General features: G+C 42.5%; 17 protein-coding genes and 2 other annotated features. Of the genes, 4 read left to right on the plus strand and 13 right to left on the minus strand.

All coding sequences use genetic code 11. The features are described 5' to 3' along the window. The first annotated feature begins 46 nt into the window (after positions 1 to 46). Entirely contained in the window at positions 47 to 709 is a 663-nt protein-coding gene (locus ACWPVF_RS06995) for a prepilin peptidase (protein ID WP_414307646.1), read from the plus strand. Here the strand turns inward: ACWPVF_RS06995 and trpA are convergent. From trpA to ACWPVF_RS07055, 12 genes are all read right to left on the minus strand, one after another. After that, the gene (trpA, locus tag ACWPVF_RS07000; protein WP_414307647.1) at positions 678 to 1,460 is read right to left on the minus strand and encodes a tryptophan synthase subunit alpha; all 783 of its coding nucleotides are present in this window, start codon (positions 1,458 to 1,460) and stop codon (positions 678 to 680) included. The two genes, ACWPVF_RS06995 and trpA, sit on opposite strands and share 32 nt — an antisense overlap. Further along, positions 1,453 to 2,676 (minus strand): tryptophan synthase subunit beta, encoded by a 1,224-nt coding sequence (gene trpB / locus ACWPVF_RS07005; protein ID WP_414307648.1) that lies wholly within the window; start codon positions 2,674 to 2,676, stop codon positions 1,453 to 1,455. Before trpB (ACWPVF_RS07005) ends, trpA begins: the two co-directional genes overlap by 8 nt. Then, positions 2,654 to 3,253 carry a phosphoribosylanthranilate isomerase gene (locus tag ACWPVF_RS07010; RefSeq protein WP_414307649.1) on the minus strand — a complete coding sequence of 200 codons (600 nt, stop codon included), beginning with the start codon at positions 3,251 to 3,253 and terminating at the stop codon, positions 2,654 to 2,656. Before ACWPVF_RS07010 ends, trpB (ACWPVF_RS07005) begins: the two co-directional genes overlap by 23 nt. Then, a complete protein-coding gene (gene trpC, locus ACWPVF_RS07015; protein WP_414307650.1) occupies positions 3,240 to 4,007 on the minus strand; it encodes an indole-3-glycerol phosphate synthase TrpC in 768 nt (255 codons plus the stop codon). Before trpC ends, ACWPVF_RS07010 begins: the two co-directional genes overlap by 14 nt. After that, on the minus strand, positions 4,004 to 5,008 hold the full coding sequence (gene trpD / locus ACWPVF_RS07020; protein ID WP_414307651.1) for an anthranilate phosphoribosyltransferase: 1,005 nt from the start codon (positions 5,006 to 5,008) through the stop codon (positions 4,004 to 4,006). Before trpD ends, trpC begins: the two co-directional genes overlap by 4 nt. A gap of 10 nt (positions 5,009 to 5,018) precedes the next feature. Then, positions 5,019 to 5,585, minus strand: coding sequence for an aminodeoxychorismate/anthranilate synthase component II (locus ACWPVF_RS07025; protein WP_414307652.1), 567 nt, complete (start codon positions 5,583 to 5,585; stop codon positions 5,019 to 5,021). Beyond that, positions 5,582 to 6,943, minus strand: a complete 1,362-nt coding sequence (trpE, locus tag ACWPVF_RS07030; RefSeq protein WP_454385401.1) for an anthranilate synthase component I — start codon at positions 6,941 to 6,943, stop codon at positions 5,582 to 5,584. Before trpE ends, ACWPVF_RS07025 begins: the two co-directional genes overlap by 4 nt. A gap of 71 nt (positions 6,944 to 7,014) precedes the next feature. Then, positions 7,015 to 7,241 (minus strand) — a binding site (T-box leader). Next, the gene (trpB, locus tag ACWPVF_RS07035) at positions 7,238 to 8,416 is read right to left on the minus strand and encodes a tryptophan synthase subunit beta (RefSeq protein ID WP_454385403.1); all 1,179 of its coding nucleotides are present in this window, start codon (positions 8,414 to 8,416) and stop codon (positions 7,238 to 7,240) included. (Overlaps the previous feature by 4 nt.) A 63-nt stretch (positions 8,417 to 8,479) precedes the next feature. Next, positions 8,480 to 8,710: a binding site (T-box leader), on the minus strand. Positions 8,711 to 8,770: 60 nt separating this feature from the next. Beyond that, a complete protein-coding gene (locus tag ACWPVF_RS07040) occupies positions 8,771 to 9,997 on the minus strand; it encodes a DegT/DnrJ/EryC1/StrS family aminotransferase (RefSeq protein ID WP_454385405.1) in 1,227 nt (408 codons plus the stop codon). Positions 9,998 to 10,035: 38 nt separating this feature from the next. Then, entirely contained in the window at positions 10,036 to 10,728 is a 693-nt protein-coding gene (locus ACWPVF_RS07045; RefSeq protein ID WP_454385407.1) for a sugar transferase, read from the minus strand. Between the two features lie 107 nt (positions 10,729 to 10,835). After that, positions 10,836 to 12,578, minus strand: coding sequence for an ABC transporter ATP-binding protein (locus ACWPVF_RS07050; protein ID WP_454385409.1), 1,743 nt, complete (start codon positions 12,576 to 12,578; stop codon positions 10,836 to 10,838). Further along, positions 12,568 to 14,313: an ABC transporter ATP-binding protein gene (locus tag ACWPVF_RS07055; RefSeq protein ID WP_414307657.1), complete on the minus strand. Its 1,746-nt coding sequence runs from the start codon at positions 14,311 to 14,313 to the stop codon at positions 12,568 to 12,570. The genes ACWPVF_RS07050 and ACWPVF_RS07055 overlap by 11 nt, the downstream gene beginning before the upstream one ends. A gap of 262 nt (positions 14,314 to 14,575) precedes the next feature. Here ACWPVF_RS07055 and ACWPVF_RS07060 point away from each other — a divergent pair, with 262 nt between their 5' ends. The 3 genes from ACWPVF_RS07060 to ACWPVF_RS07070 all read left to right on the plus strand — a co-directional run bounded on the left by ACWPVF_RS07060 (position 14,576) and on the right by ACWPVF_RS07070 (position 16,565). Continuing rightward, positions 14,576 to 15,403, plus strand: coding sequence for an exodeoxyribonuclease III (locus tag ACWPVF_RS07060; RefSeq protein WP_414307658.1), 828 nt, complete (start codon positions 14,576 to 14,578; stop codon positions 15,401 to 15,403). An 11-nt stretch (positions 15,404 to 15,414) separates the two neighbouring features. Then, entirely contained in the window at positions 15,415 to 15,801 is a 387-nt protein-coding gene (locus tag ACWPVF_RS07065; RefSeq protein ID WP_414307659.1) for a bleomycin resistance protein, read from the plus strand. Positions 15,802 to 15,971: 170 nt separating this feature from the next. Then, positions 15,972 to 16,565: a helix-turn-helix domain-containing protein gene (locus ACWPVF_RS07070; protein ID WP_414260661.1), complete on the plus strand. Its 594-nt coding sequence runs from the start codon at positions 15,972 to 15,974 to the stop codon at positions 16,563 to 16,565. A 106-nt stretch (positions 16,566 to 16,671) separates the two neighbouring features. Here ACWPVF_RS07070 and ACWPVF_RS07075 read toward each other — a convergent pair whose 3' ends face one another. Next, the gene (locus tag ACWPVF_RS07075; RefSeq protein ID WP_006152721.1) at positions 16,672 to 17,076 is read right to left on the minus strand and encodes a PaaI family thioesterase; all 405 of its coding nucleotides are present in this window, start codon (positions 17,074 to 17,076) and stop codon (positions 16,672 to 16,674) included. Between the last annotated feature and the right edge of the window lie 67 nt (positions 17,077 to 17,143).

A 17,143-nucleotide genomic window follows, 5' to 3' on the forward strand; every position in this document is an offset into this window, starting at 1 on the left:
ATCCAACTATTATACTCTTTCTCTTATTTTTTCCGAATAAATAAGTATGATTCATCTTTATTTTTTTCTTGTTGGAACGATTCTTGCTTCCTTTCTAGGTTTAGTCATCGATCGCTTCCCTGAGAAATCCATCGTTTTTCCTGCTAGTCACTGTGATTCTTGTCAGACTCGCTTGAGACCACTAGATTTGATTCCGATTGTGTCCCAGATATTCAATCGCTTTCGCTGTCGCTATTGCAAGGTACGATATCCTTTCTGGTATGCCCTCTTTGAGTTGTGCTCGGGACTGCTCTTTTTAGCTTTTTCTTGGGATTTTCTAACTTTGGGGCAAATCATCCTAATCAGCGCTGGTCTGACCTTGGGCATCTACGACTTTCGCCATCAGGAGTATCCTTTACTGGTATGGATTTTCTTTCATCTGCTTCTAATGGCTTGCTCTAGTTGGAATCTAATCATGGCTTTCTTCTTGATTCTTGGAATCATTGCTCATATTATCGATATCCGTATAGGAGCAGGTGATTTTCTCTTTCTGGCTTCTTGCGCCCTTGTTTTTAGTCTTACCGAAATACTGATTCTCATTCAATTTGCTTCCACAACCGGCATACTAGCTTTTTTCCTACTAAAGCAAAAGGAAAGACTTCCTTTTGTGCCCTTCCTCTTGCTTGCTACTTGTGTGATTATTTTTGGTAAGCTACTGCTTCTCGGATAAAGTCAGCAATTTCTGCCACTTGCCCTTCATGCAGAGCCTTAACAATCTTGGAACCGACGATAACACCGTCTGATACAGCATTGAACCGTTCTACATCAGCTTGTGTGGATACACCAAATCCTGTCAAGACTGGAATATCAGCCACTTGATGAAGTTGAGACAAGTGCTTGTCCAAGTCATCTCGATAATTGCCTGACTTCCCTGTCACCCCATTAATAGCAACAGCATAGACGAAGCCTTCTGCCCCTTCAATCAACTCTTTTTGGCGCTCAATCCCTGTTGTCAAACTAACTAGGGGAATCAAGGCAATGTCTGTATCCTCCAAATATGGCTCTACAAAATTAGCATGCTCATGAGGGAGGTCTGGAATAATCAAGCCCTTGACTGCTGTATCAGAAAGGTCTTTAACCAATTTCTCCACACCGTACTGAAAGAGGGGGTTAAAGTAGGTCATGATGACAAGCGGAATTTCTGTTTCAATGGTTTTCAAGGTTTCAATCAAAGTCTGGGTAGAGGTTCCGCGAGCTAGACTGCGCAAGCCTGCTTCTTCGATAACAGGACCATCTGCAACCGGATCCGAAAAGGGAACTCCTATCTCAATGGCAGACACACCTAAATCTTCTAAAAAATGAATTGTTTCACCGAGACCATCTAATCCTTTTTCGTGGTCTCCAGCCATGATATAGGGAACAAAAATTCCCTTTCTAGTTGCTTTAATAGCGTTCAGTTTTTCTGTTAGTGTCTTAGGCATGAGTTTCTCCCTTCTTTGCTGCGTCTGCTTCCAAGCGGTCCTTGACTTGAACCACATCTTTGTCCCCGCGACCTGATAGACAGACAATCATAGACTTGTCTGGACCAAGTTCTTTGGCCAATTTCACCGCAAAGGCGATAGCGTGACTAGACTCCAAAGCTGGGATAATCCCTTCCACACGAGACAAGAGTTGGAATCCTTCCAAGGCTTCCTCATCTGTCACAGGAACATAGGTCGCACGCTTGATATCGTGGTAATGAGAATGTTCTGGACCGATACCTGGGTAGTCCAAACCTGCTGAGATAGAGAAGGCTTCTAAGATTTGTCCATGGGCATCTTGGAGAACATCCATGAGAGAACCGTGAAGAACACCCGGACGACCCTTGGTCAAGGTAGCTGCGTGATGCTCTGTATCCACACCAAGTCCTGCCGCTTCAGCTCCATACATAGCTACAGATTCATCTTCCACAAATGGATGGAAGAGACCGATAGCATTCGAACCACCACCAACACAAGCTACTAGGGCATCTGGCAAATCTTGACCTGTCAAGTCACGGTACTGTTGTTTAGCCTCTCGACCGATGACACTTTGGAAATCACGCACAATTTCTGGAAAAGGATGAGGCCCCAAGGCAGAACCAAGGATATAGTGGGTATCATCGATGTTGGCTACCCATGAACGAAGGGCTGCATTGACCGCGTCTTTGAGCACGCGCGAACCATCTGTTACAGCTTCCACCTTGGCTCCCAAAAGTTCCATTCGGAAGACATTGAGGGCTTGGCGTTTAACATCTTCCTCACCCATATAGATAGTACATTCCATGTTGAAAAGGGCTGCAGCAGTTGCAGTTGCTACACCGTGCTGACCGGCACCAGTTTCAGCGATAATTTTCTTTTTGCCCATGCGTTTAGCGAGAAGAACTTGTCCCAAGGCATTGTTAATCTTGTGGGCACCTGTATGGTTGAGGTCTTCACGTTTGAGGTAAATCTTGGCTCCTCCAATATGCTGGGTCAAGTTTTTTGCGTAGTAAAGAGGTGTTTCACGTCCTACATACTGGCGCAAAAGTTGGTTTAACTCTTCTTGGAAACTTGGATCTGCCTGACTTTCACGATAAGCTTCTTCCAACTCCAATACTGCTGTCATCAATGTTTCTGGAACAAAACGTCCACCGAATTTTCCGTAAAATCCTTCTTTATTTGGTTCTTGATATGCCATGTTTTACCCTCTCTATAAATCTTCTAATCTTTTCATGATCTTTTTGTCCGTCTGTTTCTACCCCACTTGAAACATCTACTGCAAAGGGGGTAAAGTGTTGAATAGCTTCTTCTACATTATCCTCATTAAGCCCACCTGCGATGAAGAAAGACTGAGATAGATCTGTCGTATCCAGTTGCCCCCAGTCAAAGGTCCGGCCACTTCCTGCCACAGGTGCATCAAAGAGGAGATAATCTGCCTGAGAATTGGGCACGTGACCATCTCCATCCACCTGCACAGCCTGAATGCTGGCACAAGGCAAATCCTCAAACAAATCATCCGCCACCTGACCATGAACCTGCACTAAGTCCAAACCAACCTTTTTAATCGCTTCTAGTAATTCTTCCCGACTTGGTGAAACAAATACACCAACCTTTTTCACATTAACAGGAATGAGTGTTGCCAGCTCCGCAGTCTGTTCCAAGGTCACCTGTCTTTTGCTAGGAGCAAAGACAAAACCAATGTAGTCTGCTCCAGCCGACACTGCTACCTCTACTGCTTCTTTGGTCGATAGTCCACAAATCTTAACCTTTGTCAATCTGCAACTCCTTGATTCTCTGGGCTACATTTTCTGCCTGCATGAGGGCTGTTCCCACCAAAATTCCATTAAAGTAGGGTGCAACTCGTTTCGCATCTGCTTCTGTAAAAATAGCAGATTCAGAAATGTACAAGCAATCGTCCTTGAAGTGTTTGGCCAAGTCTACACTAGTCTGCAAGTCAACTTCAAAGGTAGTCAAATTACGATTGTTCACACCGATAATTTGAGCTCCAATACGGTGGGCAACTTCTAGCTCTGCTAGATTATGAGTTTCCACCAAAACTTCTAGACCTAGCTCTGTCGCATAGTCATACAGTTCCTTGAGGCGTTCTTCTGATAAAGCCGCTACGATGAGCAAGATAACTGTCGCACCTGCATTGCGAGCTCGGATGATTTGCTTTTCATCGATAATAAAATCCTTGTTTAAAGTCGGAATCTGTACCTGACTGGAAATCTCACGAAGGTAATCCAAATGACCTTTGAAGAAAACTTCATCTGTCAGAACAGAAATCATAACAGCGCCGTTAGCCTCGTAAGTCTGGGCCTGTTGAACGATATCCACATCCAGATTGATATCACCCATACTTGGACTCGCCTTCTTGACCTCTGCAATAATTTGCAAACGGTCCTGATGGTTTTTCAAATATTCAGCCAAACAATAGCTTTCTCGCAGGGGCTGAAGTTCCTCTCGTTCCATCTTTTCAACTTCACGCGCCTTCTGCTCTAAGATACGTGACAAAAATTCCTGACTCATTTTTGGTACTCCTGTAATAGTCTGAGTTTTTCAAGAGCCTTACCACTAGCAATCACTTGGCGTGCCATTTCAACTCCGTCTTTGATACTATCTACCTTACCATTGGCATAAAAACCAAGACCAGCGTTTAAGACTGTTGTTTCCAAGAATGGACTTGGTTCGTTATTAAGAACGCTAACAAGGATGGCTGCATTCTCATGCGCATTTCCGCCACGAATGTCCTCAATAGCAATACGTTCCATACCCAAATCTTCTGGAGTAAAGGTTGACAAAGTGATTTCTCCATTTTCAAGAAGGGCAATGCTGGTAGTTCCATTCAAACCAGCTTCATCCAATCCTTCTGGACCAGCTACTACGATAGCACGTTTGCGACCCATGTTTTTCAAAACTTGAGCTGTACTTTCTAGAAGTTCTGGACGACTGATTCCTAGAAGCTGTGTTTCCAAGACCATTGGGTGAATCAGTGGACCTGTCAAATTCATGATGGTTGGAATTCCCAATTCCAAACGAGCTGGCATAATGTATTTCATGGCTGGGTGCATGTTTTTGGCAAATAGAAAGACGATTCCTGTTTGATCAAATACCTTACCCAATTGTGCTGGCTTGAGGTCAATATTGATTCCCAAAGCTTGCAAGACATCTGCTGAACCAGATTTAGAAGAGATAGAACGATTTCCATGTTTAGCCATGTGGATGCCACCACCTGCCAAGACAAAGGCAGCAGTTGTTGAGATGTTAAAGCTAAATGACTTATCTCCACCCGTACCACAGTTATCCATAGCATCTTGAATATTAGTTGGAATGTGTTGAGCATGTCCTCTCATAACTTGAGCGAGGGCTGTTCTTTCTTCAGGTGTTTCTCCCTTCATCTTGAGGGCTAAAAGAAGTGAAGCGATTTGTGCTTCTGTCACTCGCCCTGTTACGATGCGTTCGATCACATCTGTCATTTCAACACTTGATAGATCTTTAAAGTTCGCTAATTTTTCAATAATTTCTTTCATTTTGTCTTCCTCACTTTACAACTTTCTCGATAAAATTCTGAATAGAAGATAGGCCATCTGGCGTTCCAATACTTTCTGGATGATACTGCAAGCCATAAATCGGCAAGGTTTTGTGTTGAATACCCATAATAGCTTGGTCATCTGTCGAACGAGATGTCACTTCAAACTCTTCTGGCATCTCTTCAATTAAAATACTGTGGTAACGCATGACTGGACGATTGTCCTCGATTCCTTGATAGAGAACTGACGGAGTCTCAAATCGAATCTGGCTTTGTTTACCGTGCATAACTTTAGGAGCCAAGCCTAACTTGCCACCAAAGACTTCTGCGATGGCCTGGTGCCCCAAACAAATCCCTAGAATCGGTTTCTTACCTGCAAAATCACGAATCATTTCTTCCATCTTCCCAGCATCAGCTGGCCAACCTGGACCAGGAGAAAAGACCAGTCCATCTGCCTTTGTAGCTTCTTCATAAAGGTTTGGATCATCATTTCTCAAAACCTGAACTTCTGCGAAATTCCCGATGTATTGGGCTAGGTTATAGGTAAATGAATCATAATTATCAATCAATAAAATCATGGTCTTAGTTCTCCCATTCTAGTCATAGATTTAGCTTTGTTAATCGTTTCTTGGTATTCGTTTTGAGCGATAGAATCATAAACAATTCCTGCACCAGCCTGTACGTAGGCTGTTTTATTTTTAAGAATCATGGTTCGAATAGCTATGGCAAAATCCATATCTCCAGTTGCTGATAGGTAACCGATAGCTCCGGCATAAACGCCTCGCTTCTCTGTTTCCAATTCATAGATGCGTTTCATAGCCCGAATCTTTGGTGCCCCCGATACTGTTCCTGCTGGAAGAGTCGCTTTCAAGGCATCCATGGCAGTCAGTTCTGGTAACAAACGTCCTTTAACTACGCTGGTCAAATGCATGACATAGCGGAAAAGTTCCACTTCCATATACTTGGTTACTTGGACACTTGCTGTTTCAGCAATTCTACCGATATCATTACGTCCTAGGTCCACTAGCATTCGGTGTTCTGCTGTTTCCTTTTCATCAGACAGTAAATCACTTGCAAGTGCTGCATCTTCCTCATCATTGCTACCTCTAGGTCGCGTACCTGCAATCGGATTGGTTGTCACGATACCATTCTTGACGGACACCAAGCTCTCAGGACTGGCACCGATGATTTGATAATCTCCGAAGTCATAAAAGTAGAGGTAATTTGATGGATTTGTCACTCGGAGATTTCTGTAGAAGTCAAAAGGATTTCCAGTTACTTCTGCTGAGAAGCGCTGACTGAGCACGCATTGGAACATGTCTCCATTGCGAATCAAGTCGCGAGCTGTTTCTACCATTTCTTCAAATTTCTGAGGTGCAATATGTGGTCTAAACTGAAGTGAAGAAACGTCCAAATCTTCAAATTCATTTGGAGCAGGGATTTTCAACTCCTCTAAAACTTGATCCAAAGCCGCTTCTAGTTCTTCATTGCTTCGATCACTGTAAAGAGCATCCTCGATGATATGAATTTTTTCTTTCTTGTGGTCAAATACCATATAACTCTCGTAAACAAAGAAATGCATATCTGGTGTCCCAATCGTATCCTCAGGAAGCTGGCCAATTTCTTCATAGAGAGAAATCACATCATAGCCAACAAATCCGATGGCTCCACCTCCAAAAGGTAGGTCTGAATGGTGCTGGCTCTTATGAGTCACCTCATAGAGGAAATCCAAGGGATCACGATCAATCACCTGACCATTTTGATAAAGAACTCCATTTTCGAACTTAATCTCAAAAACTGGATTATAAGCCAAAATAGAAAATCGAGCATTTTTCTTTTCTCTTGGGATACTTTCAAGTATGACCTTGTGTTGTCCATTTAAGCGCATATACGCCAAGATTGGTGATAAAACATCTCCATGAATGATTTGTTCCATTGTATTTTCCCTTTCAGTTCTTCTTAAATCCCGTGTTTATTCTACAAAAAATCCCCACGCAAAATAACTTGCGTGAGGACGAAATTCGCGGTGCCACCTCAATTATAGGATTTCTCCTATCTCTCAATCCTGTCTCAGAACCTTCTTGTAACAGGCTGTGCGATAAAGGGCACTCCCTTGAGAATCATGTTTTCTTCTCTCATTTTCAGATGGACCCAATCTTACAGCTTTCTCTGCTTGTTTTCAGCAACCACAAGCTCTCTGTGAGAGAAATAGCTATAATTTTTCCATCTTTTATTTTTTAGCTTCAAGGTAGTCTGCAATGGCAGCTACGTCCTTGTCTCCACGACCAGAGACATTGATGATGATAATCTCATCCTTACTTAGTTTTGGTGTGCGTTTGACTGCTTCAGCGATAGCATGTGAGCTTTCAATAGCAGGGATGATTCCTTCTGTCTTGCTAAGTAAAAGCAAGGCTTGGACAGCTTCTTCATCAGTCGCTGCAACATATTCTACTCGACCAGAATCTTTAAAGAAGGCATGTTCTGGACCAACCCCTGGATAGTCCAAACCTGCTGAGATAGAGTAAACTGGCGCGAGCTCTCCATCTTCCTTAAAGACTGCATAGGTCTTCATTCCATCGACAATTCCTACACTGCCCTTGGTCATTGTTGCCGCGTGTTTGTCAGTATCTAGACCGTGACCAGCAGCTTCTACCCCAACCAATTTAACTTCTTCATCAGCTACATACTGTGAAAAGGCACCGATGGCATTAGAACCACCACCCACACAGGCAATGACGTAGTCTGGCAAACGTCCTTCTTTTTCCAAGATTTGACGACGTGATTCTTCACTGATTACTTTTTGGAATTCATGAACAATCGTTGGGTAAGGGTGCGGACCTACAGCCGAACCTAAAACGTAGAAAGCATCAAGGTCATTCATCCATGCTCCAAAGGCTGCGTCAACCGCATCTTTAAGGGTACGAGTACCAGTTTCAACTGCGTGAACAGTTGCTCCCATCATCTCCATACGGAAGACATTGAGACGTTGACGCTCCACATCTTCTGCCCCCATATAGACATCACATGCCATACCAAACTTAGCTGCAGCAGCCGCAGTCGCAACACCGTGCTGGCCAGCTCCTGTCTCAGCAATGACACGCTTTTTACCCATGCGTTTTGCTAGAAGGATTTGACCCAAAACATTATTAAGTTTGTGAGATCCAAGGTGGTTAAGGTCTTCACGCTTGAGATAAATCTTAGCTCCACCTAGGTGCTCTGTCAAACTTTCTGCAAAATAGAGCGGTGTTTCGCGACCTGAATAATCCTTCAAGTAATGGCGAAATTCAGCTAAAAATTCTGGATCATCCTTGTATTTATCAAAAGTCACTTCCAACTCATCTAATAAAGCCTGAATTGGTTCTGGTACAAAACTACCACCAAATTGTCCAAAATATCCCTTTGTTGTCATAAAATTTTCCTCTTTTCCATTGTTCCAAAATATGAAAACGCCCACACACGGAATTTACTTCCATGTGAGGGCGTTTGTAACGCGGTACCACCTCATTTGTAAAGAGAATATCCCCTTTACATCTCTGCCTTGTCTAACAACAAGTTGCACTGTAAGGTGTGCCTACCGAATTTTCATTGTTTCAAATTCACTTTTCAAATCAGCCCAATTTCACTATTTTCAACCACCTGTTCGCAGCAACCACAGGCTCCCTGAAGATCTAAAATAATTACTTTTCTGATTTGTTGAGTTAATTATATGTTATTGCGTTTTCTTTGTCAACCGTTTTCATTCATTTTTTACTAATTTTTTTAATTAGTTTTTTGTAGAAGCAAGAACTTCTTCAGAAACTCTGACAAAAGTCTCAATGATATAGTCTACTTCTTCATCCGTTAATTTCGTGTGAAGTGGTAGTGTAATTTCATTTACAAAGAAAGCATATGCTCGTGGATAATCAGCCATGTCAAATCCAAGATTCTTATAGGCTGTCAAAAGAGGAAGCGGTTTGTAGTGAACGTTACTTGCAATTCCTGCTTTGGCCAATTCTTGGATGATTTGGTTGCGTTGTTCGAGACTTGCTCCTTCTACATGGGTGATGTAGAGGTGACGACAAGATTCAACTGCATCTGTCTCATGCGCCAATGGATGAATACGAGTTCCTGCAAATCCACGGTCATAGCGACTTACGATTTCTTTACGACGTTGAAGCAAACCAGGATAACGATCCAATTGTACCAAACCAAGTGAAGCCATGATATCTGTCATGTTGCACTTGTAGGCAGGTGTTACGATATCGTATTCCCATGAACCTAGTTGCATCTTGGCTAGCGCATCCTTCGTTTGACCATGAAGAGATAGAATTTGGAATTCCTTGTACATTTCTTCATCATCAATAGCTGGATTTGCTTTCCAGGTCGCACTTCCTCCTTCTGCAGTTGTAAAATTCTTAACTGCATGGAAAGAGAATGATGTAAAGTCTGCAATGGAACCAGCTGGTTGTCCTTTATAGGTTGAACCCAAAGCATGAGCACTATCAGAGACAATCACAATACGGTTAAAGGCCTTTTGCCACTTGCTACTAGCTGTAAATAGGTCACGTTTCTTCTCAACAACTTGGAACAAACGGTCATAGTCACAGATAATCCCTGCAAGTTCTACTGGGATGATAACCTTTGTCTTCTCAGTAATTGCTTGCTCAAGCTTGTCGTAGTCCATTTCAAAGGTATCATCTTGGATATCAACCATCACTGGTGTCGCACCTACGTGAGTGATGACGCTACATGATGCTGTATAGGTCATAGCTGGAACGATAACTTCATCGCCAGGACCTACTTCAAGCACGCGCAAGATCAATTCAAGAGCTGCTGTTGCAGAGTTAAGGCAGACTGTCTTAGGCGTTTGAGTATAGACGGACAGACGACGCTCTAGTTCTTTTGTCTTAGGTCCTGTTGTGATCCAACCAGAACGGAGGGTATCTGCTACTTCAGCAATTTCAGCTTCGGTAATATCAGGTGGTGAAAATGGAATATTATACTTTGTCATTGTTTTACTCCTTTGATTGGTTTTAATCTTGCGACTACTTATTTTAAAACTTCAAATACAGTCTGGAACATGATCTTGATATCCCCGAAGAAATTAAAATCACGTAGGTAGGCTAGATTATAGTGCATCTTTTCTGGGAGGACTCTTTCAACATAAGCCTGGTCAACAGTCATACCTTTTGCAGTCATTTGACTGATAATGGCATCCTCGTCCTTATAGTTAATGCTGGCAAGCGATGTAATCCCTGCTGGTAAGAGCAAGGTAGCCATCATTTCAGAGCTATACTGCTCTGTGTAGCGTGGTACTTCTGGACGAGTTCCCACAAAGGACATCTCTCCTTTGAGGACATTGACCAATTGCGGAAGTTCATCCAAGCGAACACGGCGAATGAAATTTCCAACCTTGGTGATACGGCTGTCATTCGCAGAAGTTACTAGACTTCCTTTCTTGTCCGCATCCGTCACCATAGTCCGGAATTTCCAAATCTTGAAATGTCGGTTGTACTGGGTTACCCGCACTTGCTTGTAAATGACTGGGCCCTTGCTATCTAGCTTGATCCAAATACTTAGAATCAGAAATACGGGTGCAGTCAAGATTAACAAGACCAAGGCTAGAAACAAGTCTAGACAACGCTTGAGAATCAGTGAACCTTTTCTTCCAGAGACGAGCTGGTAGTATGGTTTTACCTCGCTCAATTGCATCTCCTGAGGTAGTTCATCCCATTTCAGCATGCACATTCTCCTCTGTTTTTTAATATGTAATCTTTATTAACATTCTACATTATACCACAAAATGAAAGAGGCGGTGCAAGAAATCTGTATTTTAAAGGAATTCTTCCTTAGGACAGAGCCCCTGCTTGCAAACTATACATCTTGTGATAGGTTCCACCCAAAGCCAAAAGCTCCTCGTGTGTGCCGCTCTCGATAATTCGTCCCTTGTCTAGAACATAGATACAGTTAGCATCCTGAATGGTAGAAAGACGATGGGCGATGGCAATGGTCGTCCGGCCCTGTCTCATCTTGGCTAGGGAATTTTGGACCAAGGCTTCTGTTTCAGAGTCAATATTGGCTGTCGCTTCATCCAAAATCAGAATTTTCGGTTGACTTGCGACGGTTCTAGCAAAAGCAAGAAGCTGACGTTGACCAGTTGAAAAACTCGAACCACGCTCAGATACAGGAGCATCATAACCTAAAGGAAGATCTTGAATGAAGGAATCTGCATCCACAAACTCTGCTGCTGCCTTAACCTGGTCATCGCTGATATCTTGGTACATGGCGATATTGGACTTGATGGTCCCATGATAGAGAAAAGGTTCCTGTAGGACCAGACCGATATTTTTTCTCAACTCCTCTTGACTATACTTACGAATATCCACACCATCAAGGAGAACTCGACCAGACTGGAATTCATAAAAGCGCATGAGAACATTAATGATAGAAGACTTCCCAGAGCCAGTATGCCCGACAAATGCGATGGTTTCACCTTTATTGACTGTAAAGGAAATATCATCGAGAATCTGGTGTTGCCCATCATAAGAGAAGGACACATGTTCAAAACGGATATTTCCTTCTCTAATCTCCGCTTGTCCATTTTCTTGGGCTGGTTCATAGTTAGTCTCATTGATAAGTGCAAAGACACGACCTGCTGACACCATGGATGTTTGAAGGGTAGAAAAGTTTTGCGTTACCTCGATGAGGGGATCAAAGAGGCGATTGATGTACTGGATAAAAGCATACATGGTTCCTGCTGTTATCCCCAGATAAAGACCACGATAGCCAAAGTAAGCCATCAAAACCGCATACCCCAATAGCTTCAACAAACTCATGGCCGGACGTAGGAAGAGAGAGTCAAGGGCTACCGAACGGTTGGCGTAGACCAGGTGCTCCTGGTTTATCTCATCAAACTCTTCTTGCAGGCGCTTTTCTTGATTAAAGGCTTGAATAATACGAATACCTTCGATATTTTCTGCCAGCTTACTGTTAATATCTGACAAGAGACTTCTGGTTTTTTCAATGACTTTGACAGATTTTTTACGGTAGAGATTAACCAAAAGGAAAATCAAGGGTAGAAAGAGCAATACTAAAGCTGTCAGACGATAGTCCAGAACAAGCATGGTATAAAGGGTTGTCACAAAGATAAAGACTGCCGAGATAAAGCTGGATAAGATCCCTGAAAACATATCACTAATAGTCTCAGTGTCATTGGTCAAACGAGAAACGATGGAACCTGCAGGTGTTTTATCAAAATAAGACATGCCTAGCTTTTCCATATTGGCAAAGGCATCACGTCGAATATCTCTAACAATGCTGTAGGACACACGAACAAATAGGAGATTTCCCACATATTGAACAATGGTTTGAAGAATGTAAAGTCCATAGTAGGCCAGCAAAACTGTAACAGCAAGCTGGTTGAGATTATGTAGATACTGGTCGATAAAGTGCGAAGCCACTAGAGGAATTACACTCTTAATAACAGTCGTCGCAAGGAGAAAGGAAAGTGCTAAAAAGGTTAAGAGACCATAGGGCTTGAGATAGGACATCAAACGTTTCAATACAGCCCATTGTTCTTGTTTATTGCGCATCTTCTTCTCCTTTCATTTCTAACTGTTGAGACTGGTAGGTTTGTGCATACCAACCATCCAAGGCGAGTAAGGCTTCGTGTGTCCCTTGCTCAATGATATGACCATCCTGCATGACCAAAATCAAATCTGCATGGACAACCGCACTGAGACGATGGGCAGTGATGATGGTCGTTTTATCCTTGCGAGTTTCCTTGAGATTGTTGATGATTGCGAACTCTGTCTTGGCATCTACAGCTGACAAGGAATCATCTAAAATCAGGATATCAGGATTTAAAATCATAGCCCGACTCATAGCCAGACGTTGCTTTTGTCCACCAGATAGACTGACACCTTTTTCACCAATAACCGTTTCAAATCCCTGGGCCATGGCTTGAATGTCTTGATAGACTTGAGCCAGCTTAGTTGCTTCTTCTACTTCTGAGAAAGGTAGATCAGGATTCCCAAAGCGAATATTGTCTAAGATAGAGCTTGCAAAGAGAAATTGGTCCTGTGGGACGTAACCCATCAAACTACGTAAGTCAGCTAGTCGATAGTTACGAATGTCATGGCCATTTAGATAAATGGCTCCTTGATCAACGTCATACTCACGTAGGAGCAATTTAATCAAAGCTGTTTTCCCTGAACCAGTCTGCCCAACCAAGCCCAAGGTTTGCCCCTTTTCGAGACTAAAATGTATATCTCTTAGCGTCTCTTCGTCTTCAAAGGCAAAACGATCAATGGCATAGTCCAAGCGCCCATTTTCAATCCCGTCAAGTGGAGATTCTGGGTCCTTGACAGGTGATTCTTGAGACAAGAGACTCTCAATTCGTTGATAAGAAACCTTCCCTCTTTGAGTAATATTAAAGAGGAAACCAATCGCCATCAAGGGCCAGACCAACATATCCAAGTAAGAGATAAAGGTGACAAGATTCCCAACGGTTACTTGTCCTGCTTGCACCATAAAGGCACCGACTAAGAGAGTTAAGGCATAGGAAGAACCAACAAAGAGTAGAACCATGGGGTCAAAGAGACTATCATATTTCATGGTTTGCAGATTCTTTTGGAAGGTCAAATCATTGACTTCCTGGAAAGATGCCAATTCATCAGACTGATATCCAAAGGACTTGGTTACCTTGATACCTGATACAGACTCTTGAACCTTATTGTTAAGTTCAGAAAAGGCTGCTTGGGATTCTCCGAAAGCCTTATGGGTCTTTCTCCCCAGACGACTAGTCGCATAGGCCATAAATGGCAAAGGCAGAATGGCAACCAAGGTCATCTGCCAAGAAATGCTAAAGAGCATGGTCAAGAGAGTCACTAAGGCCGTGATAGAGGCATCCACCGCCGACATGACACCACCACCTGCTAGACGAGTCAGAGCATTGATATCATTGGTTGCGTGAGCCATCAAATCCCCAGTTCGATAATTCTGATAAAAAGCAGGCGACATTTTTGTAAAATGCTCAAATAGTCTTGAACGCATAATTTGTCCAAGTCGGTAGGAGGTTCCTAGGATATACATGCGCCAAACATAACGCAGGTAGTACATCCCGAAAGCTGCCAGCAGGAGATAAAAGAGATGAAGCAGGAGCTCATCTTGTGTTAATCGTCCCGAAGTGATGGCATCGATCACGCGCCCCATGACCATAGGTGGGATAAGGTTTAGTACAGAAACCAAAACCAAAGCTACAATTCCAACTAGGTAACGGCGTTTTTCTAATTTAAAAAACCACCAGAGTTTTTGGATGATGGACATAAAATTCCTTTCTAATGACAAATGGAAACCTGAGGCGACTACCTCAGGTTTTTCCTATTCATAGGTGATGACACTAACTTAAACTTTGTCATATTCAGCGATAAAGATACTCAAAGGAGTAACATTTCATTTATTTTCAATCCTTTACATAAATCATTCTTTATTATATAGGAATGACCTGGATTTTTCAAACCATACGCTGGGGAATTCCTTCTTTTTCTGGTATAATATTGTCTATAATCTGAATGAAAAGGTAAACATTATGAAATTGATCTCATGGAATATTGATTCCCTCAATGCAGCGTTGACGAGTGACTCTGCGCGTGCGAAATTGTCTCAAGACGTTCTCCAAACTTTGGTAGCCGAAGACGCTGATATCATTGCTATCCAGGAAACCAAGCTTTCAGCTAAAGGCCCTACAAAAAAACACCTTGAGGTACTGGAAGAACTCTTCCCTGGATATGAAAACACTTGGCGCTCTTCTCAAGAGCCTGCCCGTAAAGGCTATGCTGGAACTATGTTCCTCTATAAGAAAGAACTCACTCCAACTGTTAGCTTCCCAGAGATTGGCGCCCCTTCTACCATGGACTTGGAAGGACGCATCATTACTTTGGAATTTGATACATTTTTCGTGACTCAGGTCTACACACCAAATGCAGGTGATGGACTCAAACGTTTAGAAGAACGTCAAGTTTGGGACGTCAAATATGCGGAATACTTGGCTGAACTAGACAAGCAAAAGCCTGTCCTAGCAACTGGAGACTACAACGTTGCCCACAAGGAAATTGACCTTGCTAACCCGGCTAGCAACCGTCGTTCACCAGGATTCACAGACGAAGAACGTGAAGGATTTACAAACCTTTTGGCCAAAGGATTTACCGACACCTTCCGCCATGTCCATGGAGATGTTCCAGAACGCTATACTTGGTGGGCACAACGTAGCAAGACTTCAAAAATCAACAACACAGGCTGGAGAATCGACTACTGGCTCACAAGTAACCGTGTAGCAGACAAGGTTACCAAGTCAGATATGATTGACTCAGGCGCACGCCAAGACCATACACCAATTGTCTTGGAGATTGAATTGTAAGGATTTTATTTATGGACTACAATGCAGTTATTCCAGAATTTATGGTATCAAATTTAGAACAGTCTCGTTCCTTCTACTGCGATTTACTGGGTTTTACCATCGAATACGAGCGCCCAGAAGAAAAATTCCTCTTCCTTTCTTTTGAGGATTGCCAGCTAATGCTAGAAGAGGGGACAAAGGATGAATTAGCTGAACTAACCTACCCATTTGGTCGTGGTGTCAATATCTCCTTTGGCATCAAGGATGTCCCAAAACTCTATCAAAAAGTAATCGAGTCTAACTATCCTATTCATCGTCCTTTGACTAAAAGAGAATTTCGAGTTGGTGAACAATATATCTACCCTCATGAATTTGCAGTTCTAGATCCAGATGGCTATTTTTTAAGATTTAGTGAATAAGAAAAAGGAGGCCGCTGGCCCCTTTTTCAGTAGGTAAACATGAATTGACAGACCTGTAAATCCAGTGACCAAAACCTTTGCTAAAGCCTATGAAATCAACATGTCAAAGAACTTTGATAGCCGTTTTTTGTATAATTGAGTAGAATAAAATCAGAAAGCGAGGAAATTTTATGCAAGTCGGAAAACAAATCCAGCACTATCGTAAAAAGAAAAATTTATCTCAAGATGATTTAGCTGAAATAATTTTTGTCAGTCGCCAATCCATTTCCAACTGGGAGCGTGGCGCGACCTACCCTGATATTCAAAACCTACTCTTGCTGAGCAAGGTCTTTGAAGTGTCATTAGACAAACTAGTAAAAGGAGATTTGGAAACTATGAAACAAATTATTCACGACCAAGAATTTATGCGCTATCAAAAAGATGAAGTGGTCTTTAGCTTACTGCTAATTGGCAGTCCTATCATCAGCACTCCCCTCATTCTTTATTTGGATGGATACGGCATCGCTATTAGTTGCTTGATTCTTGCTGTCGCTATATTCTACGCCCTACGCATTGAGAAATTCAAGAAAAAGCATAATCTTCGTACTTATCGCCAGATTGTCGCCTATGAACAAGGACGCAGTCTGAGCGAGATTGAAGAAGCCGAAGAAAGGGGTAAAGCTCCCTACCAAAGAATCATCCTTCCTATTCTATTTAGCCTTGGAGTTGGCGCTATTACTCTACTGATTTCTTGGCTCTTACTTACTTTCTTCCCTATCAAATAAAAGCGAAGTCAATAGACCTCGCTTTTTAAATATCCTTAAAGTTATAGAGTTGCGGATAGTGAACACACTCTGGGTTTTTAGGGCGTAACTATCTACTCATTTTAATTTATATCCTCACCTGTCTATCTTCTGATCGTTGTCCTGTGACAAACATGGTGAAGGTTGCCTTGCAGACATTTCGGCCATCTTGGTTGATGATGTCAACATCGACAACACAAGTGGTACGTCCTTGATGGACACATTCTCCTTTGATAGTGAGAACGTCCCCTAGATTTCCAGCTTTCAGATAGTTGATGGAAGACTGGAGTGTCACCCCGTCTAATCCTAGCGAAATCACCACAAGACCACTGATTTGGTCACAAAGGGTAAATAGATAGCCTCCATGGGCATTCCCATAGTAGTTGAGTGAGGAGTCCACTACTTTTGTCGTCACCACCACGTGACCGTCTCTCATTTTTTCAATTTCGTAATTTTCAAAGGCAGATATAGCGTCAAAGTGAAAATCTTTCATACGTTCCTCCTGATATTTCAAACGACACTATGATACTACTTTTCAAGACTCTACGCAAGAGAGAAGC

It is taken from the genome of Streptococcus sp. Marseille-Q7087 (genome assembly GCF_965111935.1).